This is a genomic window from Pseudomonas sp. DY-1 (genome assembly GCF_003626975.1).
GTDB lineage: Bacteria > Pseudomonadota > Gammaproteobacteria > Pseudomonadales > Pseudomonadaceae > Metapseudomonas.
Map to the genome: position 1 here is coordinate 3,113,434 of NZ_CP032616.1, position 26,584 is coordinate 3,140,017.

Below are 26,584 nucleotides of genomic sequence, written 5' to 3' on the forward strand. Positions count from 1 at the left end.
GGTTTTTCATGCCAAAGAACATCCGCCTTGCGCTGATCCTGACCCCGATCGCGGCGCTACTCATCGCTCTGGGGTACTGGAATATCCGTCCCGAAAGCTTCATGGACCGGACAGCAGCCACAGGCAACGACAACGCCATCGATTTCTACGTGGAAAATGGCAAGAGCACCCAGTTCCAGGAAGATGGCAAGCTCCACTACGAAATGACCGCGACCCACCTCGAACATATAAAGGCCACTGATGTCACACTGCTGACCAATCCGGACCTGCTCCTGCATCGCGGCACCGCATACCCCTGGCACGTACAAAGCGAGCGAGGCGAAGTCGGCCCTGAAGGCAAGCAGGTCGAACTGATCGACAAGGTCCGGGTGGCGCGCACCGACGGCAAGGGGCGCCCGACCATCCTGACCACTAGCCGCCTGACCGTGTTCCCTGACGAGGAATATGCGCAGACCCAGCAAGCCGTTAGAATCGACGCGGCCAATGGGGTGACCACGGCACAAGGAATGAAAGCGTACTTGAATGACAGCAGGATGATCCTGCAGTCCAACGTAAGAGGCCAGCATGAGGTTCGTTAAAACCCTCCCCCTGTTGCTCAGCCTGGGTACCGCACTCGGAAGTGCTGCCGCCTGGGCCCTGCCCACGGACCGCGATCAACCGATTCGCGTCCAGGCCGACAGCGCCGAGCTCGATGACAAGCAGGGCGTCGCGGTCTACCGCGGCAACGTCGTGATCACCCAGGGAACCCTGAAGATCACCGGCGATACCGTCACCATTACCCAGGACGCGAATGGCGATGTCGAGGTCTTCACCTCGGTCGGCAAGCCCGCTTACTACGAACAGAAGCCTGCGGTGGACAAGGAAATAGTCAAGGCCTATGGCCTGACCATCCAGTACTTCGCGGCCAACGAGCGCATCATTCTGCTCGACCAGGCCAAGGTGGTTCAGGAAGGCAACACCTTCGAAGGCGAGAAGATCGTCTATGACACCCAGCGCCAGATCGTCAACGCAGGCCGCGCTACCGGCAATAACGTGACCACTCCGCGTCCGCGAATCGACATGGTCATCCAGCCGAAGAAGAAAGAGCAGAAAGCACAGTAATGGCGACTCTCAAAGCCCAGCATCTGGCCAAGAGCTACAAGAGCCGCCAGGTGGTCCGCGATGTCAGCCTGTCGATCGACAGCGGACAAATCGTTGGCCTTCTCGGCCCCAACGGTGCCGGCAAGACCACCTGCTTCTACATGATTGTCGGCTTGGTTCAGGCCGACCAGGGCCGCGTCCTGATCGACCAGCAGGACGTCACCCATCAGCCCATGCATGGCCGCGCCCGTGCGGGCATCGGCTACCTGCCGCAGGAAGCCTCGATCTTCCGCAAGCTCAGCGTGGCGGACAACATCATGGCGATCCTCGAGACCCGCAAGGACCTCGACCGCGCCACGCGCCGCAAGGAGCTGGAAAGCCTGCTGCAGGAGTTCCACATCAGCCACATTCGCGACAGTCTCGGCATGAGCCTGTCAGGCGGTGAGCGCCGTCGGGTGGAAATCGCCCGGGCGCTGGCTACCTCCCCGAAATTCATCCTGCTGGACGAACCGTTCGCCGGCGTGGACCCGATTTCCGTGGGCGATATCAAGCAGATAATCCATCATCTCAAGGCCAAGGGAATCGGTGTGCTCATCACCGACCACAACGTCCGTGAAACGCTGGACATCTGCGAGACCGCCTACATTGTCAGTGACGGACAACTGATTGCCGAGGGTAGTGCGGAAGCCATCCTGGCCAACCAGCTGGTGAAGGAAGTCTATCTGGGCCACGAGTTCCGCCTGTAGCCTCCCGCGACATCTCCTACAAGATGGGTTGCGCGAGCTAGGAAAATCCTTCAAGGTCAGGCATATAATTTGCTTCCTGGTGGCGCTTCGGCGCCCTGTTGTGGATGGCGCGTGAGCGCCGGCGAATCAAGGTGCTAAGCCCTCTGCCATGAAACCATCGCTAGTCCTTAAGATGGGCCAGCAGCTGACGATGACCCCTCAGCTGCAACAGGCCATCCGCCTACTCCAACTCTCCACCCTGGACCTCCAGCAGGAGATCCAGGAAGCACTGGAGTCCAATCCCATGCTTGAGCGGCAGGAGGATGGCGACGATTTCGACACCTCCGACCCGATGGCCGAAGGCGACCAACTGCCTAACACGAGTAGCCAGGAAGCCAGCTTCCAGGAGTCCAGCGTCGAAACCAATGCCGAAGCCATGGAAGATGGCGAATGGCACGAACGCATTCCCAGCGAACTCCCTGTCGATACGGCCTGGGAAGATGTCTACCAGACCAGCGCCAGCAGCCTGCCGAGCAACGATGACGACGAGTGGGATTTCACCTCGCGCACCTCGGTCGGTGAAAGCCTGCAGAGCCACCTGCTCTGGCAGCTGAACCTGGCCCCCATGTCAGACACCGACCGCCTGATTGGTGTCACCCTCATCGACTGCATCAATAACGACGGTTACCTCGAAGAGACGCTGGCAGAGATAGTCGAGGCCTTCGACCCCGAGCTCGGTATCGAGCTGGACGAAGTCGAAGTCGTCCTTCATCGCATCCAACAGTTCGAGCCCGCAGGCATCGGTGCCCGCGACCTGCGCGAATGCCTGATCCTGCAACTTCGCCAGCTGCCTCCGGGCACCCCGTGGCTGACCGAGGCCCAACGTCTGGCTGGTGACTTCCTAGACCTGCTCGGCAGCCGTGACTACAGCCAGTTGATGCGGCGCATGAAGGTCAAGGAAGACGAACTGCGCCAGATCATCGAACTGATTCAGGCCCTGAATCCACGTCCCGGCTCGCAGATCGAAGCCAGCGAACCCGAGTACGTCGTACCCGACGTGATCGTCCGCAAGCACAACGAACGCTGGCTGGTTGAGCTAAACCAGGAAGCCGTACCGCGCCTGCGGGTCAATCCGCACTACGCGGGTTTCGTTCGTCGCGCCGATTCCAGCGCCGACAACACCTTCATGCGCAATCAGCTTCAGGAGGCTCGCTGGTTCATCAAGAGCCTGCAGAGCCGAAACGAGACTCTGATGAAGGTCGCCACCCAGATCGTCGAGCACCAGCGCGGCTTCCTGGAGTATGGCGAAGAGGCGATGAAACCCCTGGTCCTGCATGACATCGCCGAAGCCGTAGGTATGCACGAGTCCACAATCTCGCGCGTGACTACCCAGAAATACATGCACACTCCCCGCGGAATCTACGAGCTGAAGTACTTTTTCTCCAGCCACGTAAGCACCTCGGAAGGCGGTGAATGTTCGTCTACCGCGATCCGCGCAATCATCAAGAAACTGGTCGCAGCGGAAAATCCGAAAAAGCCGTTGAGCGACAGCAAGATCGCTGGTTTACTGGAGGCACAGGGCATTCAAGTGGCCCGTCGCACAGTAGCCAAGTATCGCGAATCCCTTGGGATAGCGCCTTCCAGCGAGCGGAAGCGACTGATGTGACGCGGAAATTGACCCACGCCAAAGTGTTCCGGTGGCAGGCCCGTTAGCCTGTCTCTTATACACGGGCAATAAGGAGAAAGCGGTATGCAAGTCAACATCAGTGGACATCAACTGGATGTGACCGACGCCCTGCGCGATTATGTCGGCGAGAAACTTGGCCGGCTCGAGCGCCACTTCGACAAGATCACCAATGTGCAAGTCATCATGGAGGTCGAGAAACTGAAACAAAAGATCGAAGCCACCTTGCACATCGCCGGCGGGGAGGTCGTGGCCAATGCGGAACATGAAGACATGTACGCCGCCATCGATCTGCTCACCGACAAACTTGACCGCCAACTGATCAAACACAAGGAAAAGCAGTTGAATCGCCAGCAGGGCGCTACGGCCCGCTGACACTCTTCCCCCTCTTATGATTCGACTCGAGCAAATCCTGACCCCCGGCCGTTCCCTGGTGAACGTGCCGGGCGGCAGCAAAAAGCGTGTACTGGAACAGATTGCCAAGCTGGTTTCCCGTGACCTCCCCGACCTCGATAACCAGGATATTTTCGAAAGCCTGGTAGCCCGGGAGAAGCTCGGTTCCACCGGTTTCGGCAACGGCATCGCCATTCCCCACTGTCGCCTCATCGGCTGCATCGCGCCCATAAGCGCCGTGCTGCGCCTTGACGCGCCAGTTGATTTCGACGCCATCGACGGTGCTCCGGTTGACCTGCTGTTTGTCCTGCTGGTCCCGGAAGCTGCCACCGATGAGCACCTTGAATTGCTCCGACAGATAGCCAGCATGCTTGACCGCAGCGATGTGCGCGAGCGTCTGCGCCAGGCTCCCGACAGCACCAGCCTCTACCAGGTAGTGGTGGACGTGCAGAGCGGACGCTAGGGCTTCATCATGCGCCTGATCATCGTCAGCGGCCGCTCCGGGTCGGGCAAGAGCACCGCCCTCGATGTTCTCGAGGACCACGGTTACTACTGTATCGACAACCTTCCTGCCGCCCTGCTTCCCGAGCTGGCCGAGCGGGCACTGTTGCACACCGAACTGCTGCAACCCCAGGTGGCTGTATCCATCGACGCGCGCAACCTGCCCAGTCAGTTGCAACGTTTCCCCGAGCTGCTCGTCGAGGCTCGCAATCGTCACATCAAATGCGACGTGCTTTACCTCGACGCCGAACACGACACTCTTCTCAAACGCTTCTCCGAAACACGCCGGCGCCATCCACTGACCAATGACAATCGCTCCCTGGCCGAAGCCATCCGGGACGAAGAACTGCTGTTGGCACCCATCGCCGATCTCGCCGACCTGAAGATCGACACCACGCATCTCAATCTTTACCAGCTGCGTGACAGCATCAAGCTACGCCTACTCAATCAACCCGAGCCCGGTACGGCCTTCCTGATCGAGTCATTCGGCTTCAAGCGTGGCATGCCTGTGGATGCCGACCTGGTGTTCGATGTGCGCTGCCTGCCCAACCCCTACTGGAAGCCGGAGTTGCGCGACCATTCGGGGCTTGATTCGGTGGTCGAAGAATATCTCGCAGGCCAACCGGATGTGGAGGAGATGTATCAGGATATCCACAGCTATCTGAGTAAATGGCTACCGCGCTTTGCCGCCAGTAACAGGGCCTATGTCACTATTGCCATTGGCTGCACCGGTGGGCACCACCGCTCGGTGTACATTGCCAATCGCCTGGGGGCGGCACTGAAACCCAGCTTGAAGAATGTCCAGGTTCGCCACCGCGACCTCAGTTAGAAGGATTGGAAACGCGATGCCCGCCTGCGAGATCACAATCATCAACAAGCTTGGCCTGCACGCCCGGGCAGCGGCTAAGTTCGTCGGCGTGGCCGGTCGTTATCCCTGCCAGATTCGCGTGGGTCGCACATCGGAAAGCCTGGTCGACGGGAAAAGCATCATGGCGGTAATGATGCTCGCCGCAGGTAAAGGCACCCCCATCCACCTGCATACCGAAGGCGAGCAAGATGACGACGCCCTCAATGCCTTGATCGAGCTGATCAACAACAAGTTCGACGAAGGCGAGTAATTCCCTCCCTGCCCCCGCTCAGGCTCCCGCCAACAAGAAGCAAGGCACGATTCACCTACCGCCGTTAGGCCAGCGCAGTATCCAGCACCATCATCAGGCAGAAGCCCGCAGCCAGACCCAGGCTGGCAGCTGTCTCATGCCCTTTTCGGTGAGACTCGGGGATGATCTCCTGGACTACGGCGAAGAGCATCGCGCCTGCGGCAAGGGCCAATCCCCAGGGCAATGACAGCACCGAAACCTGGACCAACCAGGCACAGAGCACTGCGAATAGCGGCTCCACCAGGCCAGACGCAGCGCCGATCAGTAGCGCGCGGCCTCGCGACATACGCAACCGGCGAGTAAAAGGGAAATAATCAGTCCTTCCGGAATATCTTGCAGTGCAATTCCCAGGGCCAGGCTATCGGCACCCGCCAGCCCCGCCCCTGCTGCGACTCCGACGGCCATTCCTTCTGGAATGTTGTGTAGCACGATCGCGATAACGAAAAGCAGCACGCGCGGCGTGATGATCACCCGCTTGCCCTGACCATCTAACTCCAACCGCGGCTGCGGCAGCACCTTGCCAAGACCGAACAGGCCGCGCCCAGTAGCAGACCGAAGCTCATCAGTGCACCCGCCGCCCACTTCGAGAACCCCAGTTCCCCTGCGGCTGCCAGCCCAGGCATCAGCAGGGAAAACACGGTGGCGGCGAGCATGACCCCAGCCCCAAAGCCCATCAGACTATCGGAAAGCCATCCGGAGATACTGCGCAGGAAAAGCACCAGCAGTGCCCCCAGTGCCGTTCCCAGCGCACAAAGCGAACCGGCGCGCAGCGCCTGCCAGAGATGCGCCTCAAGCACCAGACGCAAGGCAATCGACGCCTGCATCAACAGGATAAAGAGGCCAGCCAGTGCCACCAGCGCGCCAATGAACAGACGGACGGAACGGCCGCTGGTAATCAAAAAAGTCTGCATGCTGGACCTTGTTGAATTTCGTAGATGCGAACGGAGGCCCGCCCTTCGTCCACCAAGCGGTTCAGATCAGGGCCTGCCGGTAGCGCTGACCAAACTCAGCCCAATCAACGACGTTGTAGACGGCGCCGATGTAGTCGGGCCTGTGATTCTGGTATCGCAGGTAATGGGCATGCTCCTGGACGTCCAGCCCCAGGATCGGTGTGTTTCCCTGCATCAAGGGACTGTCCTGGTTGGCCGAACTTTCCACCAGCAGATGCCCCGTCCTGGCCACGCTCAAGTGGAGAAGTGGCCCGGCATCGCAGGCGCATTACTTCCGACGCCGGGCAACCGGTCGTTGCGAGGGGAGGCGCCGTATTCACTGATGAATTCGAGCAGACTCGTGTAGTAGTGCGGCTATGGCGCAGCGCCGCTTCCCCCTGGGAGTCGGGCAGACCGACATCGCCAATCGCGCCGAGCAGGTTGTGTGCAATTACCGGTAGCATCACGTCCAGCTCGTAGTTGCCGGACTGCCCGGCAATTGCGATCGCGGCGTCGTTGCCGATCACCTCTGCGGTAACCATTTCGGTCGCTTCGGGAATTACCGGGTTGACCTTGCCAGGCATGATCGAAGAGCCGGGCGGGAGCGCCTCGAGCTCGATCTCGGCAAGGCCCGCCAGCGAACCGGAGTCCGTACAGCGCAGGTCGTTGACGATCTTCATCAGCGATACGGCAGTGGTCTTCAGGGCCGCGGATAGCGCTACTGCCGCGTCCTGCGAACCGATCAGTGCGAAGAAATTTCGGCCCGGAGTGAACGGCTGACCGGTCAACTCGCTCAGTTCACGGCAGAACGTCTCGGCGAAACGCGGGTGAGCATTGATACCAGTCCCCACGGCGGTCCCGCCTTGGGCCAGTTGCTGGAGCGCCGGCTGCAGGTTCCGCAGATGCTCGATATTGGCCTGAATCTGCTGCGCCCGGCCATTGAGCACCTGCCACATACGCACCGGAATAGGCGCCAGGCCGGAGCCGGCTACCGTGGAAGTGGCGCGGAGTCATGGCGACGCGGGCATCGAGTTGGTCAATCATGACCACTTGAATGCAGAGGGATGCAAGCCGCCCTGACGGACTGCGGTGCGGCCGCAAACGAAAACGCGCCCTGGCAGGCGCGTCTCTACGGGGATGGAGCGGCTGGATCAACTGCCGGCTACGGTCATTCGCTCAATAAGGACAGAGCCTGTCCGGATATTGCCGCGCAGTTCCAGATCGCTGCCCACGGCAAGGATCTGACGGAACATATCCTTGAGATTGCCGGCAATGGTCACTTCCTGCACCGGGAACTGGATTTCGCCGTTCTCTACCCAGTAACCGGCCGCACCACGGGAGTAGTCACCGGTCACCATGTTCAGCCCCTGTCCCATCAGCTCGGTCACCAGCAGGCCGCGACCCATGCGGCGCATCAGGGCTGCGAGGTCTTCCTGGCCATGGCTGACGAAGAGGTTGTGGACACCACCTGCGTTGGCAGTGCTCGGCAGCCCCAGCTTGCGTCCGGAATAGGTGCCAAGGATGTAGGACACCAGCTCGCCCTTCTCGACGAAGGGCTTGGCATAGGTCGCCAGACCATCGTTGTCGAACGCCGCACTGGCCATCGCACGCGGAATATGCGGACGCTCGTCGATGGACAGCCACTCGGGGAACAACCGTTGACCCAGCGCGCCCTCGAGGAACGACGATTTGCGATAGAGATTGCCGCCGGAAATGGCGCCGAGGAAGCTACTGAACAAGCCGGTTGCAAGCTCAGCGGCGAACAGTACTGGCACCTCGCAAGTGGGCACCGGCCGGGCGCCAAGACGGGCTGCGGTGCGTTCGGCGGCGCGACGGCCGATGCTGGCTGGATCAGCCAGCTGACTGCCAATACGGCTGACGTCATACCAGTAGTCGCGCTGCATTTGCCCCTGCTGCTCGGCAATCATCACGCAACTCAGGCTGTGGCGGGTGCTCGCATAGCCGCCGACGAAACCATGGCTGTTGCCGTAAACCCGGCAACCCTGGTGGGTATTGAGGGTGGTGCCGTCTGCCTTGCTCACGCGCTTGTCGGTCTCGAACGCCGCAGTCTCACAGATCAGCGCCTGCTCCACCGCCTGCTCCGGGGTGATCGACCAGGGATGGTAGAGATCGAGTTCCGGCAGGTCGCGGGCCATCAGCGCCGCGTCGGCCAGGCCGGCACAATCGTCTTCGGAAGCATGCTTGGCGATGGCGAGCGCAGCGGCGACCGTTTCGCGAATCGCGTCCTCACCACTGGCCGAGGTGCTGGCCGAGCCCTTGCGCTGGCCCACGTACAGGGTGATTCCGAATCCCTGGTCACGGTTGAACTCGACCGTCTCCACCTCGCCCTGGCGAACGGTGGTGGACAGTCCCTGCTCTACTGAAACAGCCACCTCGCAGCCGCTGGCGCCCTGGCGCCGGGCCTCGGCGAGGATGCGTTCGACCCGCGCCTGCAGTTCCGGCAATGCCTCCGGGCCGACCACTTCTACTTCACTCATAGCCACTCCAGTTCAAATATTGTTCGACGCGGCAGGCGCAACCCGGCGCCTCACCGCATTTACCGCACTCCAGCGGCGCCAGCCGGGCCGGACAACGCGGCCCCGACTGGTTATCATGGCGGCGTTTCCCATTGGACCACCCCCATGTCTGAATTTTTCGACGACGACTTCTCCGGAGAGAAGAGCAAAACCCAGGTCAAACGCGAACTGCATGCCCTGCAGGAACTCGGCGAGCGCCTGACTACCTTCAAGGCCGACGTGCTGGCCAAGCTGCCGCTGACCGACGCGCTGCAAAAGGCCCTGGCGGAAGCGCCGAAGCATAAGGCGCATGTCGCCCGCAAACGGCACATCCAGTACATCGGCAAGCTCATGCGCGAGCAGGACATCGAGGCCATCGTCAGCCTGATCGACCAGCTCGACAGCTCCACCCGTGAGTACAACGAACGCTTCCACGCGCTGGAGCGCTGGCGCGACCGCCTGATCGAGGGTGGCGATGCCGCCCTGGAAAGCTTCGTCGCCGACTACCCGGAAACCGACCGCCAGCACCTGCGCGGCCTGATCCGTCATGCCCAGCACGAAGCGGCCCACAACAAGCCACCGGCCGCAGCGCGCAAGGTGTTCAAGTACATCCGCGACCTGGACGAAGCCAAGCGCGGATTGCGCTGATCCTCTTGGGGGCCGTCATCAGGCCCCCGTCCCACCGACCGTAATCGCATCGATCTTCAACGTCGGTTGACCTACGCCAACGGGCACCGATTGCCCGTCCTTGCCGCAGGTACCCACGCCGCTGTCCAGTGCCAGGTCATTGCCGACCATGGACACCCGGCTCATCGCCTCCGGACCATTACCGATCAGGGTGGCGCCTTTCACCGGTGCAGTGATCTTGCCGTTCTCGATCAGGTAGGCCTCGCTGGTGGAGAAGACGAACTTGCCACTGGTGATATCCACCTGACCTCCTCCCAGGTTCGCGCAGTAGATGCCGCGTTCCACCGATTCGATAATCTCCTGAGGATCGCTCTTGCCGGCCAGCATGTAAGTGTTGGTCATGCGCGGCATCGGCAGGTGCGCATAGGACTCACGGCGGCCGTTGCCGGTACGCGCCACCTTCATCAGGCGGGCGTTGAGCTTGTCCTGCATGTAACCCTTGAGCACGCCGTTCTCGATCAGCGTGGTGCACTGGGTCGGAGTGCCTTCGTCGTCGACGCTGAGGGATCCGCGGCGATAAGCCAGGGTGCCGTCGTCAACAATGGTGCAAAGGCTGGAGGCGACCTTCTCGCCGATACGACCGCTATAGGCCGAGCTGCCCTTGCGATTGAAATCGCCTTCAAGACCATGGCCCACGGCTTCGTGCAACAGAACACCGGACCAGCCTGCGCCCATCACCACCGGCAGGGTGCCCGCCGGCGCCGGAATGGCTTCCAGGTTGACCAGCGCCTGACGTAGCGCCTCACGCGCATAGCCCATGGCGCGATCTTCCTGCAGGAAGTAACGGTAGTCGGTGCGCCCGCCACCGCCGTGGCCACCGCGCTCGCGACGACCATTCTGCTCAACGATGACACTGACGTTGAAACGCACCAGCGGGCGGATATCTGCGCCCAGGCTGCCGTCACTGGCGGCGATCAGGATACGTTCCCAGACGCCGGCCATGCTCACGGTGACCTGCTTGATTCGCGGGTCCAGCGCGCGGGTGGCGACGTCCACCTGCTTCAGCAGCTCAACTTTCTCGGCACGGCTGATCACATCGAGCGGGCTGCTGGAATCGTAGAGCCGGGTGATCTGAGGGCTGGCGAAGGCCTGAACCCGGCCCGCCTGGCCGGCGCGGGAAATCGAGCGCGCGGCACGCGCGGCCTGACGCAAAGCATCGGCGGTGATGGCATTGCTGTAGGCGAAGCCGGTCTTCTCACCGGACTGAGCGCGCACGCCAACGCCTTGATCAAGGTGGAAACTGCCTTCCTTGACGATGCCGTCTTCAAGCACCCAGGACTCGGAAATCTGCCCCTGGAAGTAGAGATCAGCGGCATCGATGCCGGGGCCGGCAAGTTCACCGAGGATCTCCGGCAACTGCTCGATGCTGAGGTCGCCAGGCGCCAGCAGATGCTCGCTGACGGATAACAAGAGGTCGCTCATAACTTCTCCGTACGCGCCGGCCCAGGTGTGGCCGGCGTAATGAATCTTCTGTGGGTGCTCACGGGCATGCGCTGCCTGATCCCCGCCTGCTCCTCAGCGTCGCGCTCCGCGATTAGCACAGCCTCGCCAGTGGCTTTCTCGGCCAGTACCCGGCCCCAGGGATCGACGATGGCCGAATGACCGAAGGTCTCACGTGGTCCGGGATGCACGCCGCCCTGCCCGGCTGCCAGTAGGTAGCACTGGGTTTCGATGGCGCGAGCGCGGACCAGCACCTGCCAATGAGCAGCGCCTGTGACGGCAGTAAAGGCGGCGGGTGCGCTGATCAGCTCAGCACCGGCCTCGCGAAGGGCGCCATAGAGCTCGGGGAAACGCAAGTCATAGCAGACGGTCAGGCCCAGGCGGCCAACAGGGGTATCAGCCACCACCACATGAGCCCCGTGCGCATAGTCGTCGGACTCACGATAGCGGCCGCGATTGTCGGCTACATCCACATCGAACAGATGGATCTTGTCGTACCGCGCGACCCGCTCGCCCTGTTCGTCGATCAGCAGGGAACAGGCGTTGGCCTTGTCCGCTGGCCGTCCGTCGGGTGGCAAGGGCAACGTACCGGCCACGATCCACAACTTGAGATCACGAGCCGCCTGGCGCAGCCACGGCAGGATCGGGCCCTGCCCTTCCGCTTCAGCGCGCCCCAGATCGGCGAGGTCACGACGGCCGATGGCGGCGAAGTTCTCTGGCAGCACGGCCAGGCGGGCGCCACCTTCAGCAGCCTGCTCCAGCAGGCGCCGGGCACTGGTGAGGTTGGCCAGGACATCGTCCTGGCTGACCATCTGAATTACAGCAAGGGACATCGGAATCTCCGCACAAGGCATGGGATGCATGCTAACCCAAGCCACGAAAGCTCGCCTCAACGAGACTTTTCAAATGGCTTTTCAAAGGTGATCTTGGGGTTCTTCCAGGAGCCTTCAACCTTGTATTGCACGCTGGCGAAGCGCGCCACTTTGTCACCCAGCAACTTGTCCACGACGAAGAGTGCACCGCCGATGGCAGGTGCACCGACTATCAGCGCCGCCAGTGGCAGGTTGTTCGTCACCGGCAGGGTCACCAGCAACTTGGCATCGATGCGATCGGCGGCCAGGTCCATGGTGCCGTCCAGCTCCAGCCCGCTGGACGGTCCTTCAAGGGTGATCGGCTTGCGAGTGACGAAGCGCCCTTCACTTCCCACCAGTAATCCCTTTACCCGGTCATAGGCCAGGCCCTTGCCCAGCAGGTCGGAGAAGTCCAGGCGCAAGCGACGGCCGATGGAGTTGAAGTTGAGCAGGCCAAACACCCGCAATGCCTGGGCGCCACCTTCCACTTCGACGAACTGGCCATTGCGCAGGCTCGCGTCCAGGGAACCGGAGAATCGCTTCAGGCTGACCCAAGCGGGAGATCCCGGCCAGCGGCCATCGGCGTCCAGGCGGAAGCGCTCGCTGGTGGCCGACGGTGCGAAGTTCCAGGCCTTGAGCACATCAGCCAGGTTCTTGCCTTCCAGCCGCCCCTTGTACCAGGACGCACTGCCTTCGGCCGTGCCCTCCCAGCCTGCCACCCCGGAGACCTTCAGACCCTTGAGATCGAGATCCAGCTCGCTGAATGCCACGCCCGTGGAATTGGGGCGCACCTTGAACGACCAGGCGCCAAGTGGAGAATCCCCCAGCACCACCTGGTCGATACGCACATCCATCGCCGGGACCTGGTGGGGATCGATGCCCGCCAAGGGGTCGGGCCTGGCATCGGCCTCGGCATCGTTCTCGGGAGGTTTTGGAAGCCGAACTTGCTTCATGCGGATGGCAATGGGTACATCCCTGGCATCCGCCATCACGACCGTTCCCTGCATGAGGTCACTGTCCAACCCTAGATTCCAGCCGGTACTGGAGCGATCGAGGTTGACCTTGAGGTTCTCGATACTCGTGCCAAGACCCTTGAACTGGCCAATTTCCAGGTTGGCGCTGCGCAGCATACGGGCCTTCTCGGCACCGTCCTTCGGCGTGTATTGCTTGGCCAGCGCCATCCAGGGTGCCGTGTCCAGTTCCTCGAGCCGTCCACGGATGCGCAAGCCCTTGGTGCCCGGCGCGGTCGCGGCGCCGCCTCCCAGCACCAACTCGCCACGCCCATCGTCCAGATTGCCTGCCGGCGCAGCCACGGCAAGGCTGGCGAGCCCTGCGTAGTCCAGCCAGTAGCTCCGCTCATCGCCTTCCAGGGTCATGCGCCAACTGGCGTCCCGACTGTCGTCGACGGACTTGCCGAAAGGTGCAGGCAGGTCGATTGCCAGTCCCTTGAGGTTGGAATCGATGCGTAGCTGGCTGTTAGGTCCATCCAGGCTCAGGTTCAGGCTGTAGGGCAGAGTGCCCGAAGCCGGCAACGACTGAGTGACGCCGAGCCATTTGGTGAGGTCATTCAGGGCAATGCTGCTGGTCGCGAGGATTCGCGAGCGGGCCTTGCCGTTGCTCCCCTCGGCCTTGGCACTGGCGCGGACTTCACGACCGAACGCCTGGCCACGAATATCCTGAGCGCTCAACCCCGTCTCGGTGTCGTAGCGGAATCCACCCTTGAGCCGGCTGAGGGACAGCTCCGGACGGGGGATCTTCAATTGAGCATCGTGGGTAGTGAGGTCCACCACCACGTGGGGCGGATGACCTTTCTCCAATGGAATGTCCAGCTTCAGATTGCCATCGAGGGTGCCCTGCCCCTGCCAGCCGGCGAAGATGGTCGCCGTCCCCATCGGGGCTTCCTGGAGGATTTTCAGTCCATCGGTGAAGCTGCTGTCCAGCCTGGCATCCAGCTGCAGGCGCGGCACTTGACCGGGCTCGACATGGGGCACCTCGGCTTCGGCATCGCTCACCCGCGAGTCGAGAATGCGCCCGGCCGGTACCTTGATGCGCACGCCGGTATCCTCGATGAACACGTCGCCACGAGCCTCGCGCAGTACCGGCCAGCCAGGCTGATAGGCGAGCTCGGCATCATGCACCTTGAAAAACAGACTGAGGGAGCGCGCCGTCGGATCGGCCTCATGGGCCAGGGAACCCTGGTACTGGAAGAAGCCCTCATCCACTGCCCCGCCCTTGATCGCCTCCTTGAGCCATTTGGCCAGGGCCGGACTCATCCCCGGAGACAAAGTTGGCAGGTACTTCTCGGTGTAACTGGCATCGCCATCGTGCAGTCCGACGCGCAAGTCCATGTAGTCCTCGGCGTCGGGATCGCGCATGAGCCGGATCAGCATGTCTCCAGCGATGCTGCCCTCCTCACCTTCCAGCCGCATGTACGGACTGGCCAGGGTGACGGCGGTTTCGTCCAGTTTCCAGGTCAGCCGAGCATTGGCCTCTCGATAACGCCAGGCCTTGGGGAAGAGGTGATCGAGGTGCAGCGCGAAGTCGTTCGAATCGAGTCGCAATTCGCCCTGGTTGAGATCACCGGTAACGCTGCCGCTGACGTTTTCGGCCCCCGGCGCACCGTGGTAGGCGTTGATGCCGACGGCGTCCAGGTTGCTGCTGAACTCCAGGCGCTTGGCACCCTCCTGCCTGGGGCGGTAATGCAGGCTGAGGTTGCGCAGGGCACCTCGTGGCTTGAGGCCCGCCACAGCAGCTGCCGCGGCATCGGGCAGGGGTACCAGAGCATCCACCACAGGTAGAAGGGGCCCCACATCGAGACGGTCGGCAGCCAGCGACCATTCCGGTTGCTCGCCTGCCTTGTGATCGATACGCAGATGGGCCTCGCCCCAACGCTCCTTGCCAATGTTCGCGGCAACGGAGTCGAGCAGGATCTGAAAGCCTTCATCAGTGCGGGTAAAAAAGACATTCAACCCAAGATTCGCGAGGGTAACCGCCTTGCGTTCGGCATAGGCGCCGCGAATCTCCGGCGCGTGCAAACGCAGGGCGGCGCGCTGCAAGCCGCCCTTGGCCCACTCGCCCCACATCTCGCCCCCGGCTTGTAGCCGCTTCAAGCGCCACTCGTGCATGAGGCTGGCGGGCAGCCAGCGCGCCCAGTCCGTTTGCGGAAGGCTGAGATAGAGTTCGGCCTCGCTCTGCAGCCACACCTCAGCGTTGAGGCGGGTGCGCAAGCGAAGGGCCATGGGCTGCCCATCCGGTAGCGTCAGGTGGCCATCGAGGCGTTGACGACTGCCGCTTGCCTTCAGGCTGAGGCTTACATCGGTGAGGCTTAAGGGTTCGTGCCCGTAGGGCTCCAGGGTGAGCTGGCTGTTCAGCACCGAAACGTGGCCGACCTGCTTCATCAGGTCGCGAAACTGACGCGGCCCCGGCAGGGGTTTGTCGGAATTGGAAGCGATCCCCTCAAGTTGCCATTTGCCGGCCTCGTCCTGATGCAAGCCAAGCTGCACGCCGTCCAGTTCCAGGCGCGCGATCCGTGGCTGCCGCGCCAACAGGCTGCCCAGTACGTCAGGCACCAGACGGATCTGATCCAGGCGCAGGGCATTGTCGCCCTCCCCCAGCAGCACATCGTGCGCGACCAGAAGCGGTGAAAGCCCATGCCAACGGCCTTCCAGGGCACCTAGCGATACGCTCTGGCCCAACGCCGCGGATGCCTTGGCCTCCGCCTCGGCGCGGTACTCGGCCACCAGGGGCACGAGTTCGCGCCCCAGGCTGACATAGAGCGCGGCAAGCACCAGGAAAAGCGCGCAAAGCGCCAGCGACCAGCGCAGCAGGCGCATCAACCAGCGGGCGAAGGCGTCCACTCAGCGCCTCAAAGCAGGACCACGTCGTACTGTTCCTGGGAATACATCGTTTCCACCTGGAACTTGATCGGACGCCCGATGAAGGCCTCCAGATCGGCGACGTTGCCCGATTCTTCGTCCAGCAGGCGATCCACGACCTTCTGGTTCGCCAGCACCAGGTAACCTTCCGCCTGGTAGGCCCGGGCTTCGCGCAGGATCTCGCGGAAGATTTCGTAGCAGATGGTTTCCGCAGTCTTCAACAGGCCGCGTCCCTGGCAACTGACGCACGGCTCGCAGAGCACCTGGATCAGGCTCTCGCGGGTGCGCTTGCGGGTCATCTGCACCAGGCCGAGCTCGGTGATGCCAATGATGTTGGTCTTGGCGTGATCGCGTTCCAGCTGTTTTTCCAGAGTGCGCAGTACCTGGCGCTGGTGTTCTTCATCTTCCATGTCGATGAAGTCAATGATGATGATTCCGCCCAGGTTGCGCAGACGCAGCTGGCGGGCGATGGCGGTGGCAGCCTCGAGGTTGGTCTTGAAGATGGTCTCTTCGAGGGTGCGGTGGCCGACGAACGCGCCGGTGTTCACGTCGATGGTAGTCATCGCCTCCGTCGGGTCGATGATCAGGTAACCGCCGGACTTCAGCAGGACCTTGCGTTCAAGGGCCTTCTGGATTTCGTCCTCGACGCCGTAGAGGTCAAAGATCGGCCGCTCGCCGGGGTAGTGCTCCAGACGGTCGGAGATTTCCGGCATCAGTTCATCGACGAACTGGGTGATCTTCTGGAAGGTTTCGCGTGAATCGATGCGGATCTTCTCGATGCGCGGATTGACCAGGTCGCGCAGGGTCCGCAGGGCAAGGCTCAGGTCTTCGTAAATGACCGATGGTGATGAAGCGGTCTGCATCTGCGAGGAAATCTGCTCCCACAGGCGGCGAAGGTAGCGGATGTCCGCAAGAATCTCGTCGGCACGAGCTCCATCGGCAGCGGTACGCAGTATGAAGCCGCCCGCCTCCTCGATGCCCTCGGCGGCGACGCAATCGGCCACCACCTGCTTGAGGCGCTCACGCTCAGCCTCGTCCTCGATCTTCAGGGAAATGCCCACATGGCTGGTGCGCGGCATGTACACGAGGTAACGCGAAGGAATCGACAGCTGGGTGGTCAGGCGCGCTCCCTTGCTGCCGATGGGGTCCTTGGTGACCTGTACAACCAGACTCTGGCCTTCGTGGACCAGGGCACTGATGCTTTCCACCGCACTGCCTTCGCGGTTGCTGATCTCCGATGCATGGATGAAGGCTGCACGGTCCAGGCCGATGTCGACGAAGGCCGCCTGCATACCCGGCAGCACCCGCACTACCTTGCCCTTGTAGATGTTGCCGACGATGCCCCTGCGCAGGGTGCGCTCGACATGCACCTCCTGCAACACGCCGTTCTCCACCACCGCCACACGCGACTCCATTGGGGTGATGTTGATCAGAATCTCTTCGCTCATGCCGTTGACCTATCCCAGGTGCTGCCAACAAGGAATGCCGAAATCGGCTAGCAACTCTGCCGTTTCCAGCAGCGGCAATCCCACTACCGCTGAATAACTGCCTTCAACGCGACTGACGAATACCGCACCCAGCCCCTGAATAGCGTAGCTGCCGGCCTTGTCGGCGGGTTCACCGCTGGCCCAATAGGTTTCCAGCTCGGCGCGCGCGATGGGACGGAAGCGCACCCGGCTCGCAACAACGCGCGCTTCGCAGCGGTTCGCATCGGCCAGGGCGATAGCGGTGAGCACCTCGTGCTCGCGGCCGGATAGCAGCTCGAGAGTCGCCAGGGCGTCGTCTCGATCCACCGGTTTGCCGAGGATGTGGCCATCCAGCACAACGGCGGTGTCCGCTCCCAACACGCAGGCGTCGCCCGGCACGGACAGGCTGGCGAGACCGGCCAGCGCTTTCTCGCGGGCCAGGCGCTCGACATAGGCCGAAGCAGCCTCGTCAGGCTGTGCGGTTTCGTCGATGGAGGCGATCAGGGTGATATGGGGAACGCCGATCTGCGCCAGCAATTCACGCCGGCGCGGCGACCCCGAAGCCAGATACAGCGTGGCCATGCGGACTTCTCCCTGTCGAGGACAGAGGCTTGCGACATGGCCGCAAGCCGATCAGTTGACGTTGAGGCGGCGACTCGTACCGCGCAGGGCGGCATATACCCAGGGCCAGAGCAACGCGCTGACCAGTGCGGGCAGCAGGAAGACCAGGGTCGGGGGACGATTACCGGTGAGGGCATTGAGCCACAGCTGCACCAGCTGGGCCAGACCGAAGACAACGAGCAGCACGAGGCACTGCTGCCACATGGGGAACATGCGCAAGCGCTGGTGCAGCGTCAGCACCAGGAAAGTGATCAGCGCGAGGATAAGGGCGTTCTGCCCAAGCAGCGTGCCGTAGAGCACGTCCTCCGCCAGCCCCAGCAGCCAGGCTGTGGTCATGCCCACGCGGTGCGGCAGGGCGAGGGTCCAGTAAGTGAGGAAGAGCGCCAGCCAGAGCGGGCGGCCGATCTCCATGAAGCTGGGGATAGGACCGACGCTGAGCACCAGGGCCAGGATCAGGCTGACCCAGATGACCCAGCCGTTGTTGGAGCGCTGGCCGACCATCAGTGACTCTCCTGGGCGTTCTGCGCGGCAGGCGGCTGGTTCGGCACTGCTGGCGAGGGCGTAGCGGCGGGAGCGGCAGGCGCTGCGGGGGGGCTGGTGACCGCTGGTGCCTGGGCTGCCGGAGCGGCCGGGGCAGGCGTGCCGCCCTGGGCAGGTTGCCCCGCGGCTTCGCGGTCGGCGGCCTCCTGGGCCTTGGCGGCCGCGTTGGCGCGCTCCTCAGGGCTGCGGGTATCGGTGAACACCAGCAGCATGTAGCGACTGCGGTTCAGTGCAGCAGTCGGGACGGCACGAACGATAGCGAAAGGCTGGCCGGAGTCATGGATGACTTCCTTGACCGTGGCTACCGGATAGCCGGCCGGGAAGCGCTGCCCGAGACCGGAGCTCACCAGCAGGTCGCCTTCCTTGATATCGGCCGTGTCCGCCACATGGCGCAGCTCGAGACGTTCGGGGTTTCCGGTGCCGCTGGCGATGGCGCGCAGGCCGTTGCGGTTCACCTGTACCGGAATGCTGTGGGTGATATCGGTCAGCAGCAGTACGCGAGCGGTATACGGCATCACCTCGACCACCTGCCCCATCAGCCCGCGGGCATCGAGCACCGGCTGGCCGAGGAAAACACCGTCCTTCTCGCCCTTGTCGATCAGGATGCGGTGGGTGAAGGGATTGGGGTCTACGCCGATCAACTCACCGACCAGAACCTTTTCGTCCACCAGGGCGGAGGAGTTGAGCAACTCGCGCAGGCGCACGTTCTGTTCGGTGAGGGTCGCCAGTTTCTGTAGGCGACGCTGCATCAACAGGGCTTCGGCCTTGAGTTTCTCGTTCTCGGCAATCAGCGTGCTGCGACTGGTGAACTGGTCGCTGACGCCATCCCAGGCACGCACCGGCAGGTCAGCCAACCAATAGAAAGGCGTGAGGACCAGCCCCATCTGGCTGCGCATGGGCTTGAGGGTGTCGAAACGGGCATCGACCACCATCAGCGCAGCCGAGAGCACGGTGAACACCAGAAGGCGTACGCCGAGCGAAGGTCCCTTGGTGAATAGCGGCTTGATGGCCCGCTCCTATGGCTAAGCGCTCTCCAACCTTATTCGGTGGAGAGCAGGTCCATCGCGTGGCGATCCATCATCTCCAGGGCACGGCCGCCACCACGGGCGACGCAGGTCAGCGGGTCTTCAGCGACGATCACCGGCAGGCCGGTTTCCTGGGCAAGCAGTTTGTCCAGATCACGCAGCAGCGCGCCACCACCGGTCAGTACGAGGCCGCGCTCGGCGATGTCGGAAGCGAGTTCCGGCGGAGATTGTTCCAGGGCGCTCTTCACTGCCTGGACGATGGTCGCCAGGGACTCCTGCAGGGCTTCCAGCACTTCGTTGGAGTTCAGAGTGAAGCTGCGCGGTACGCCTTCGGCCAGGTTACGGCCACGAACGTCGATCTCGCGGGTCTCGCCACCCGGGAAGGCGGTGCCGATTTCCTGCTTGATGCGCTCGGCGGTGGATTCGCCGATCAGGCTGCCGTAGTTGCGGCGCACATAGGTGACGATGGATTCATCGAAGCGGTCGCCGCCCACACGTACCGATTCGGCGTAAACCACGCCATTCAGGGAGATCAGGGCGATTTCAGTAGTACCACCACCGATGTCCACGACCATGGAGCCGCGGGCTTCTTCAACCGGCAGGCCAGCACCGATGGCGGCGGCCATGGGCTCTTCGATCAGGAAGACTTCGCGGGCGCCTGCGCCCAGGGCGGATTCACGGATGGCACGGCGTTCCACCTGGGTGGATTTGCACGGCACGCAGATCAGGACCCGTGGGCTCGGCTGCAGGAAGCTGTTCTCGTGAACCTTGTTGATGAAGTACTGCAGCATCTTTTCGCAGACGCTGAAGTCGGCGATCACACCGTCCTTCATCGGACGGATGGCGGAAATGTTGCCAGGAGTACGGCCCAGCATGCGCTTGGCGTCGGTACCTACGGCTACCACGCTCTTCTGGTTGCCGTGGTTACGGATGGCGACCACGGAGGGCTCGTTGAGGACGATACCGCGCTCACGCACGTAAATAAGGGTATTGGCAGTGCCCAGGTCGATCGACAGATCACTGGAAAACATGCCACGCAGTTTCTTGAACATGGGAGAGGGACCCTAGGCAACGCGTGGGTAAAAAAGTGCGGCAAACTCTAACAATGACAGGGATTTTGGGCAAGGCGCCGATATGTTAAATTGCCTGTTTTTCCGGGCCAGCAAGGCCCATCATCGCGGCCTTTGACCGCCCGTTCGCAGCACCGTTCCCCGCTCGATTCCCGCACGGTCGACTGCCCACGCACGCCGCTTCTAGTTGGAGACCCCCGATGGCGCTTGAACGCTCCGACGTGGAAAAAATCGCCCATCTCGCCCGACTGGGCCTGAACGAGGCCGATATCCCGCGTACCACCGAGACCCTGAACAACATCCTCGGCCTGATCGACGCCATGCAAGCGGTTGATACCGACGGTATCGAACCCATGGCCCACCCCCTCGACGCCACCCAGCGCCTGCGCGCCGATAGCGTCACCGAGGAAAATCGTCGCGATGCCTACCAGGCCATTGCGCCGGCCGTCGAGAACGGTCTGTACCTCGTGCCCAAAGTCATCGAATAAGGAAAGGGTTTCCCATGCATCAACTGACCCTCGCCGAGATCGCCCGCGGCCTTGCCGCCAAGGAATTCTCCGCTGAAGAGCTGACCCGCGGCCTGCTCGCGCGCATCCACCAGCTCGATCCGCAATTGAACAGCTTCATCAGCATCACCGACGAACCGGCCATCGAACAGGCGAAGGCAGCCGACGCACGGCGCTCCGCCGGTGAGCAAGGCGCCCTGCTCGGCGCGCCGATCGCCCACAAGGACCTGTTTTGCACCGAAGGCGTGCTGACCAGCTGCGCCTCGAAGATTCTCAGCGGCTTCAAGGCTCCCTACGACGCCACCGTGGTCGCCCGCCTCAAAGCCGCCGGCGCGGTCAGCCTCGGCAAGCTGAACATGGACGAGTTCGCCATGGGCTCCTCCAACGAATCCAGCCACTACGGCGCGGTGAAGAACCCCTGGGCGCTGGACCGCGTTCCCGGCGGCTCCTCTGGTGGCTCCGCCGCGGCTGTCGCCGCGCGCCTGGTGCCCGCTGCCACCGGCACCGACACTGGCGGTTCGATTCGCCAGCCGGCCGCCTTCACCAACCTCACCGGCATCAAGCCCACCTACGGCCGGGTTTCCCGCTGGGGCATGATCGCCTACGCCTCCAGCCTCGATCAGGGCGGACCGCTGGCCCGCACCGCCGAGGACTGCGCGCTGATGCTGGGCGCCATCGCCGGCTTCGATCCGAAGGACTCCACCAGCGTCGACCAGCCGGTGGATGACTACCTGGCCGGCCTGAACCAGCCGCTGGCCGGCCTGCGCATCGGCCTGCCGAAGGAGTATTTCGGTGCAGGCCTCGACAGCCGCATCGCCGACGCGGTGATGGCCGTGGTCGAAGAGCTGAAGAAGCTCGGTGCCACCGTCAAGGAAATCAGCCTGCCGAACATGCAGCACGCCATCCCGGCGTACTACGTGATCGCGCCGGCGGAAGCCTCCTCCAACCTGTCGCGTTTCGACGGCGTGCGCTTCGGCTATCGCTGCGAGAACCCGCAGAACCTGGAAGACCTGTACAAGCGCTCCCGCGCCGAAGGCTTTGGCGCCGAAGTGAAGCGTCGCATCATGGTCGGCACCTACGCCCTGTCGGCCGGCTACTACGACGCCTACTACCTGAAGGCACAGAAGATCCGCCGCCTGATCAAGAATGACTTCATCAGCGCCTTCAATGAGGTCGACGTGATCCTCGGCCCGACTACGCCGAACCCGGCCTGGAAACTCGGCGAGAAAAACAACGACCCGGTCGCACAGTACCTGGAAGATATCTACACCATCACCGCCAACCTGGCGGGCGTGCCGGGACTCTCCATGCCTGCCGGCTTCATCGATGGCCTGCCGGTCGGCGTGCAGCTGCTGGCGCCCTACTTCCAGGAAAGCCGCCTGCTCAACGTCGCCCACCAGTACCAGCAAGCGACTGACTGGCACAAACGCGCTCCGGCCGGCTTCTAAGCCATGGCAACGCCATGCGTCCTTTTCCCCTCTCCCTCCAGGGAGAGGGTGGCCCGAAGGGGCGGGAGAGGGACTGCTCAGGCACAGCAGGATTGAGGAACACCACAAATGCAATGGGAAACCGTCATCGGGCTGGAAATTCATGCCCAGCTCAGCACCCAATCGAAGATTTTCTCCGGCAGCGCCACCACCTTCGGCGCCGAGCCAAACACCCAGGCCAGCCTGGTTGACCTCGGCATGCCCGGCACCCTGCCGGTGCTGAACGCGGAAGCGGTTCGCATGGCCTGCAAGTTCGGCCTGGCCATCGACGCCGAAATCGCCGAGAAGAACGTCTTCGCCCGCAAGAACTACTTCTATCCGGATCTGCCCAAGGGCTACCAGACCAGCCAGATGGACCTGCCGATTGTCGGCAAGGGCTTCCTCGACATCACGCTGGAAGACGGCACCGTCAAGCGCATCGGTATTACCCGCGCGCACCTGGAAGAAGACGCCGGCAAGAGCCTGCATGAAGACTTCCACGGCATGAGCGGCATCGACCTGAACCGTGCCGGCACGCCGCTGCTGGAAATCGTTTCCGAGCCGGATATCCGCAGTGCCAAGGAAGCGGTGGCCTACGTCAAGGCCATCCACGCCCTGGTTCGCTACCTGGGCATCTGTGACGGCAACATGGCCGAAGGCTCCCTGCGCTGCGACTGCAACGTGTCGGTTCGCCCGAAAGGCCAGGCTGCGTTCGGCACTCGCGCCGAGATCAAGAACGTCAACTCGTTCCGCTTCATCGAAAAGGCCATCAACCACGAGATCCAGCGTCAGATCGAGCTGATCGAGGATGGTGGCAAGGTGATACAGGAAACTCGCCTGTACGACCCGAACAAGGACGAAACCCGCTCCATGCGCGGCAAGGAAGAAGCCAACGACTACCGTTACTTCCCCTGCCCCGACCTGCTGCCGGTGATGATCGAGCAGAGCTTCCTCGATGAAGTCCGCAGCCAGCTGCCTGAGCTCCCGAATCAGAAGCGCGAGCGTTTCCAGAGCGAGTTCGGCCTGTCTGCCTACGACGCCAGTGTGCTCTCCGCAAGCCGTGAAATGGCCGATTACTTCGAGGCCGTATTCAAGGCCTGCGGTGACGCCAAGCTCGCCGCGAACTGGGTAATGGTCGAATTGGCCAGCCTGCTCAACAAGGAAGGCCTGGAGATTGAGCAGTCTCCGGTTTCCGCCGAGCAGTTGGGCGGCATGATCCTGCGCATCAAGGACAACACCATCTCCGGCAAGATCGCCAAGATGGTCTTCGAAGCCATGGCCGCAGGCGAAGGTTCCGCCGACGAGATCATCGAGAAGAAAGGTCTGAAGCAGGTCACCGACAGCGGCGCCATCGAATCCATGCTGGACGAAGTGTTGGCCGCCAACGCTGCTCAGGTCGAACAGTACCGCGCCAGCGACGAAGCCAAGCGCGCGAAGATGTTCGGCTTCTTCGTCGGCCAGGCCATGAAGGCGTCCAAGGGCAAGGCCAACCCTGGCCAGGTGAACGATTTGCTCAAGAAGAAGCTCGAAGGTTGAAACACCCTTTGAGGACGCCGGGCATGCCCGGCGTTTTCTTGTCCGAGGCATGCACGATGTTTCGATCCCTGCTCTGGGTTCCCACGTTCGCTCTTGTGCTTGCTGGCTGCAGCACGAGCCCTTTCGGTAGTGGCAATGGAGAAAGCGGCCATGGCTATCGCGCCGAAGGCAAGGCGTCCTATTACGGTTCCCGGCACCATGGCAAGCGCACTGCAAGCGGCGAGCGCTTCGACCAACACGCCCTCACTGCCGCTCACCGCACCTTGCCTTTCGGTAGCCGGGTCAAGGTGACCAACCTGAACAACGACCGCACGGTGGTGGTTCGCATCAACGATCGCGGCCCACATGTCCGTGGCCGGATCATCGACCTGTCGCGCGAGGCTGCCGAACGGCTGGGCATGCTGCGGGCCGGCGTGGCACCCGTGCGCGTGGAATCCCTCGACTGACTGGAGAATCACAATGAGCGAAGAACGCAAATCCGGCCTGCAGGTGCGCCGGGAAGTCATGGGCGACGCCTTCGTCGACCGCGCCCTGGGCAATGCCACCGAGTTCACCCAACCGCTGCAGGACTTCGTCAACGAGCATGCCTGGGGCGGCGTATGGAACCGCGAAGGGCTGCCGCGCAAGACCCGCAGCCTGATTACCCTTGCTGCCCTCACCGCACTGAAGTGCCCGCAAGAACTGAAAGGCCACGTGCGGGGCGCACTGAACAATGGCTGCACGGTCGAGGAAATTCGCGAAGCGCTGCTGCACTGCGCCGTCTACGCCGGCGTTCCCGCCGCTATCGACGCCTTCCGCGCTGCCCAGGAAGTCATCGACGACTACCAGAAGGCTTGATCCCCCCTCGCCCGCTTCGAGGTTTTCATCCGGACCACCTCCAAACTGGCTCTCAGATCCAGCCCGCCCACTGCAACACGAACAGCCCGATATTGGTAGTTACAACTGCCGCCAGGGTAGTCATCACGATGATGGCCGCTGCCAGTTCGTGGTTGGCGTTCACCGCGCGGGCCATGACGAAGCTTGCCGCAGCGGTCGGGCTGGCGAAGTAGAGGAACAGGATCGCCAGGTCCGCCTCGCGGAACCCGCACAGCCAGGCGCCGCAGGTCGCCAGGATCGGCAGCCAGACCATCTTCATCAGACTGGCGCTGACCGCGATCTTGCCGCTGGAACGCAGGGAAGCCAGCGACAGGGTGCCGCCGATGCAGATCAGCGCCAGCGGCAGGGTCATCTGTGCGAAGTACTCGCCCGACGTCATCAGCCATTTCGGCAGCGGCAATTGCCAGTAGGCGACCGGAACGGCTGCCAGCACACCGATGATCAGAGGGTTGCTGATGATGCTTCTGGCAAGGCTCAGCGGGTCGCTCTTGGCATTCGGACTGTAGATCGCCAGTACGATCGAAGAGAGCGTGTTGTAGCTGAGGATCACTACCGCGCCGAGGATGCTACCCACCGACAGGCCGTAGTCGCCGTACATGCTGGTGGCCAGGGCCAGGCCGATGATGCCGTTGTTGCCGCGGAAGGCGCCCTGCGTGTAGATGCCGCGATCCTCTGCCGGGCAGCGCAGGATCGCCCAGCCCCAGCCGATCAGGAAACAGACGATGGTCGCCGCAACGAAATAGGCGATGAGCGCCGGCTGCAACGCCGTGCGCAGGTCCGCCTGGACGATCCCGAGGAACAGCAGCGTCGGCATCGTGCCCTTGAACACCAGTGACGATGCAGTGTTGACGAAGGAATCGTCGATCCAGCCGAGGCGCTTGAGACCCACGCCCAGGAACAGCATGGAGAACACCGGAGCGGTGATGCTGAGGGTCTGCTGAACGACGGCGAGCATGGCGAACCTTGGCGGAGGGAATAGTTAGGCGGCTAAGGATACCAAGGGCGGAAAGGAAATTACCTTGTGGGGGCGAATTCACTCACCCCCACAAAGAGCGAGCAATGAAGGGTCAGCGGCGCACGGGACGCTTCTGCAGCTTGCGCTGCAAGGTCCGGCGGTGCATGCCCAAGGCACGGGCGGTGGCGGAGATGTTGCCATCATGCTCGGCCAGCACACGCTGGATGTGCTCCCACTGCAGGCGGTCCACCGACATCGGGTTTTCCGGCACCAGGCTGTCCAGGTCGGCATGCTCGGAGAGCAGCGCGGTCAGAACGTCGTCGGCGTCGGCAGGCTTGCACAGGTAGTTGGTGGCACCGCGCTTGATGGCTTCCACAGCGGTGGCGATGCTCGAATAGCCGGTGAGGATCACCACGCGCATCTCCGCATCCAGCTCGAGCAGCTTGGGCAGCAGCACCAGGCCGGAATCGCCGTCCATCTTCAGGTCCAGCACGGCGTAGTCGGGCAGGTCGTCCTTGGCCAGCAGCAGGCCTTCTTCGGCGGAGCCCGCGACCGTTACGCGCAGCCCGCGGCGGGCCATGGCCCGGGCCATCACGCGGGTGAAGGTGGCATCATCGTCCACCAGCAGCAGATGGGGTTGTTCTTCGCCTTCGATCAGGGGTTCGTCAGTCATCTCGCTTCCTCT

The 26,584-nt window shown here is 62.7% G+C and carries 25 protein-coding genes and 3 pseudogenes; 14 read left to right on the forward strand and 14 right to left on the reverse strand.

The window, feature by feature from the left end:
• Window positions 1–8 precede the first annotated feature (8 nt).
• The 8 genes from lptC to D6Z43_RS14725 all read left to right on the forward strand — a co-directional run bounded on the left by lptC (window position 9) and on the right by D6Z43_RS14725 (window position 5,501).
• Complete coding sequence (lptC, locus tag D6Z43_RS14690; protein WP_120652901.1) at window positions 9–578, forward strand: LPS export ABC transporter periplasmic protein LptC; 570 nt, start codon at window positions 9–11, stop codon at window positions 576–578.
• Window positions 565–1,101: a lipopolysaccharide transport periplasmic protein LptA gene (lptA, locus tag D6Z43_RS14695; RefSeq protein ID WP_120652902.1), complete on the forward strand. Its 537-nt coding sequence runs from the start codon at window positions 565–567 to the stop codon at window positions 1,099–1,101. Before lptC ends, lptA begins: the two co-directional genes overlap by 14 nt.
• Window positions 1,101–1,826 carry an LPS export ABC transporter ATP-binding protein gene (lptB, locus tag D6Z43_RS14700; RefSeq protein ID WP_120652903.1) on the forward strand — a complete coding sequence of 242 codons (726 nt, stop codon included), beginning with the start codon at window positions 1,101–1,103 and terminating at the stop codon, window positions 1,824–1,826. The genes lptA and lptB overlap by 1 nt, the downstream gene beginning before the upstream one ends.
• 148 nt (window positions 1,827–1,974) lie before the next feature.
• Window positions 1,975–3,471 carry an RNA polymerase factor sigma-54 gene (locus tag D6Z43_RS14705; protein ID WP_120652904.1) on the forward strand — a complete coding sequence of 499 codons (1,497 nt, stop codon included), beginning with the start codon at window positions 1,975–1,977 and terminating at the stop codon, window positions 3,469–3,471.
• An 84-nt stretch (window positions 3,472–3,555) separates the two neighbouring features.
• Entirely contained in the window at window positions 3,556–3,864 is a 309-nt protein-coding gene (hpf, locus tag D6Z43_RS14710) for a ribosome hibernation-promoting factor, HPF/YfiA family (RefSeq protein ID WP_028628496.1), read from the forward strand.
• A gap of 16 nt (window positions 3,865–3,880) precedes the next feature.
• Window positions 3,881–4,345, forward strand: a complete 465-nt coding sequence (gene ptsN / locus D6Z43_RS14715) for a PTS IIA-like nitrogen regulatory protein PtsN (protein ID WP_120652905.1) — start codon at window positions 3,881–3,883, stop codon at window positions 4,343–4,345.
• 9 nt (window positions 4,346–4,354) lie between these two features.
• On the forward strand, window positions 4,355–5,212 hold the full coding sequence (rapZ, locus tag D6Z43_RS14720) for an RNase adapter RapZ (RefSeq protein WP_120652906.1): 858 nt from the start codon (window positions 4,355–4,357) through the stop codon (window positions 5,210–5,212).
• Window positions 5,213–5,228: 16 nt separating this feature from the next.
• On the forward strand, window positions 5,229–5,501 hold the full coding sequence (locus tag D6Z43_RS14725) for an HPr family phosphocarrier protein (protein ID WP_120652907.1): 273 nt from the start codon (window positions 5,229–5,231) through the stop codon (window positions 5,499–5,501).
• A 64-nt stretch (window positions 5,502–5,565) separates the two neighbouring features.
• On the opposite strand, the pseudogene D6Z43_RS14730 reads toward D6Z43_RS14725, so the two are convergent.
• The 4 genes and pseudogenes from D6Z43_RS14730 to pmbA all read right to left on the reverse strand — a co-directional run bounded on the left by D6Z43_RS14730 (window position 5,566) and on the right by pmbA (window position 8,967).
• Window positions 5,566–6,451, reverse strand: a pseudogene (locus tag D6Z43_RS14730) (ZIP family metal transporter).
• A 61-nt stretch (window positions 6,452–6,512) separates the two neighbouring features.
• Window positions 6,513–6,728: pseudogene (locus D6Z43_RS14735) on the reverse strand (Fe-Mn family superoxide dismutase); the annotation flags it as partial.
• A 166-nt stretch (window positions 6,729–6,894) separates the two neighbouring features.
• A pseudogene (locus tag D6Z43_RS14740) lies at window positions 6,895–7,437 on the reverse strand (lyase family protein); the annotation flags it as partial.
• Between the two features lie 183 nt (window positions 7,438–7,620).
• Window positions 7,621–8,967, reverse strand: a complete 1,347-nt coding sequence (pmbA, locus tag D6Z43_RS14745) for a metalloprotease PmbA (protein ID WP_120652908.1) — start codon at window positions 8,965–8,967, stop codon at window positions 7,621–7,623.
• Between the two features lie 144 nt (window positions 8,968–9,111).
• Between pmbA and yjgA the strand changes: the two genes are divergently transcribed.
• Entirely contained in the window at window positions 9,112–9,633 is a 522-nt protein-coding gene (gene yjgA / locus D6Z43_RS14750) for a ribosome biogenesis factor YjgA (RefSeq protein ID WP_153922234.1), read from the forward strand.
• Between the two features lie 18 nt (window positions 9,634–9,651).
• Here the strand turns inward: yjgA and tldD are convergent, their stop codons facing one another.
• The 8 genes from tldD to mreB all read right to left on the reverse strand — a co-directional run bounded on the left by tldD (window position 9,652) and on the right by mreB (window position 20,542).
• On the reverse strand, window positions 9,652–11,094 hold the full coding sequence (gene tldD / locus D6Z43_RS14755; RefSeq protein ID WP_120652910.1) for a metalloprotease TldD: 1,443 nt from the start codon (window positions 11,092–11,094) through the stop codon (window positions 9,652–9,654).
• Window positions 11,091–11,945 (reverse strand): carbon-nitrogen hydrolase family protein, encoded by an 855-nt coding sequence (locus D6Z43_RS14760; RefSeq protein ID WP_120652911.1) that lies wholly within the window; start codon window positions 11,943–11,945, stop codon window positions 11,091–11,093. Before D6Z43_RS14760 ends, tldD begins: the two co-directional genes overlap by 4 nt.
• A 56-nt stretch (window positions 11,946–12,001) precedes the next feature.
• Window positions 12,002–15,820 (reverse strand): YhdP family protein, encoded by a 3,819-nt coding sequence (locus tag D6Z43_RS14765; protein ID WP_371924224.1) that lies wholly within the window; start codon window positions 15,818–15,820, stop codon window positions 12,002–12,004.
• An 8-nt stretch (window positions 15,821–15,828) separates the two neighbouring features.
• A complete protein-coding gene (gene rng / locus D6Z43_RS14770; protein WP_120652912.1) occupies window positions 15,829–17,286 on the reverse strand; it encodes a ribonuclease G in 1,458 nt (485 codons plus the stop codon).
• A gap of 9 nt (window positions 17,287–17,295) precedes the next feature.
• Window positions 17,296–17,886, reverse strand: a complete 591-nt coding sequence (locus tag D6Z43_RS14775) for a nucleoside triphosphate pyrophosphatase (RefSeq protein ID WP_120652913.1) — start codon at window positions 17,884–17,886, stop codon at window positions 17,296–17,298.
• 51 nt (window positions 17,887–17,937) lie between these two features.
• Window positions 17,938–18,426 (reverse strand): rod shape-determining protein MreD, encoded by a 489-nt coding sequence (gene mreD / locus D6Z43_RS14780; protein WP_120652914.1) that lies wholly within the window; start codon window positions 18,424–18,426, stop codon window positions 17,938–17,940.
• On the reverse strand, window positions 18,426–19,424 hold the full coding sequence (gene mreC / locus D6Z43_RS14785) for a rod shape-determining protein MreC (RefSeq protein WP_371924225.1): 999 nt from the start codon (window positions 19,422–19,424) through the stop codon (window positions 18,426–18,428). Before mreC ends, mreD begins: the two co-directional genes overlap by 1 nt.
• Window positions 19,425–19,504: 80 nt before the next feature.
• Window positions 19,505–20,542, reverse strand: a complete 1,038-nt coding sequence (gene mreB / locus D6Z43_RS14790; protein ID WP_069082281.1) for a rod shape-determining protein MreB — start codon at window positions 20,540–20,542, stop codon at window positions 19,505–19,507.
• 218 nt (window positions 20,543–20,760) lie between these two features.
• On the opposite strand from mreB, the gene gatC reads away from it, so the two are divergent.
• From gatC to D6Z43_RS14815, 5 genes are all read left to right on the forward strand, one after another.
• Window positions 20,761–21,048: an Asp-tRNA(Asn)/Glu-tRNA(Gln) amidotransferase subunit GatC gene (gene gatC, locus D6Z43_RS14795; protein ID WP_120652916.1), complete on the forward strand. Its 288-nt coding sequence runs from the start codon at window positions 20,761–20,763 to the stop codon at window positions 21,046–21,048.
• Between the two features lie 14 nt (window positions 21,049–21,062).
• On the forward strand, window positions 21,063–22,514 hold the full coding sequence (gene gatA / locus D6Z43_RS14800) for an Asp-tRNA(Asn)/Glu-tRNA(Gln) amidotransferase subunit GatA (protein ID WP_120652917.1): 1,452 nt from the start codon (window positions 21,063–21,065) through the stop codon (window positions 22,512–22,514).
• Window positions 22,515–22,622: 108 nt separating this feature from the next.
• Entirely contained in the window at window positions 22,623–24,068 is a 1,446-nt protein-coding gene (gene gatB, locus D6Z43_RS14805) for an Asp-tRNA(Asn)/Glu-tRNA(Gln) amidotransferase subunit GatB (protein ID WP_120652918.1), read from the forward strand.
• Between the two features lie 56 nt (window positions 24,069–24,124).
• On the forward strand, window positions 24,125–24,514 hold the full coding sequence (locus D6Z43_RS14810) for a septal ring lytic transglycosylase RlpA family protein (RefSeq protein ID WP_120655273.1): 390 nt from the start codon (window positions 24,125–24,127) through the stop codon (window positions 24,512–24,514).
• A gap of 13 nt (window positions 24,515–24,527) precedes the next feature.
• Entirely contained in the window at window positions 24,528–24,905 is a 378-nt protein-coding gene (locus D6Z43_RS14815; protein WP_120652919.1) for a carboxymuconolactone decarboxylase family protein, read from the forward strand.
• A 52-nt stretch (window positions 24,906–24,957) separates the two neighbouring features.
• Here D6Z43_RS14815 and D6Z43_RS14820 read toward each other — a convergent pair whose 3' ends face one another.
• Together D6Z43_RS14820 and D6Z43_RS14825 are read right to left on the reverse strand one after the other, a co-directional pair.
• Window positions 24,958–25,899 carry an AEC family transporter gene (locus tag D6Z43_RS14820; protein ID WP_120652920.1) on the reverse strand — a complete coding sequence of 314 codons (942 nt, stop codon included), beginning with the start codon at window positions 25,897–25,899 and terminating at the stop codon, window positions 24,958–24,960.
• Between the two features lie 112 nt (window positions 25,900–26,011).
• Window positions 26,012–26,572 (reverse strand): response regulator transcription factor, encoded by a 561-nt coding sequence (locus D6Z43_RS14825; protein WP_120652921.1) that lies wholly within the window; start codon window positions 26,570–26,572, stop codon window positions 26,012–26,014.
• Between the last annotated feature and the right edge of the window lie 12 nt (window positions 26,573–26,584).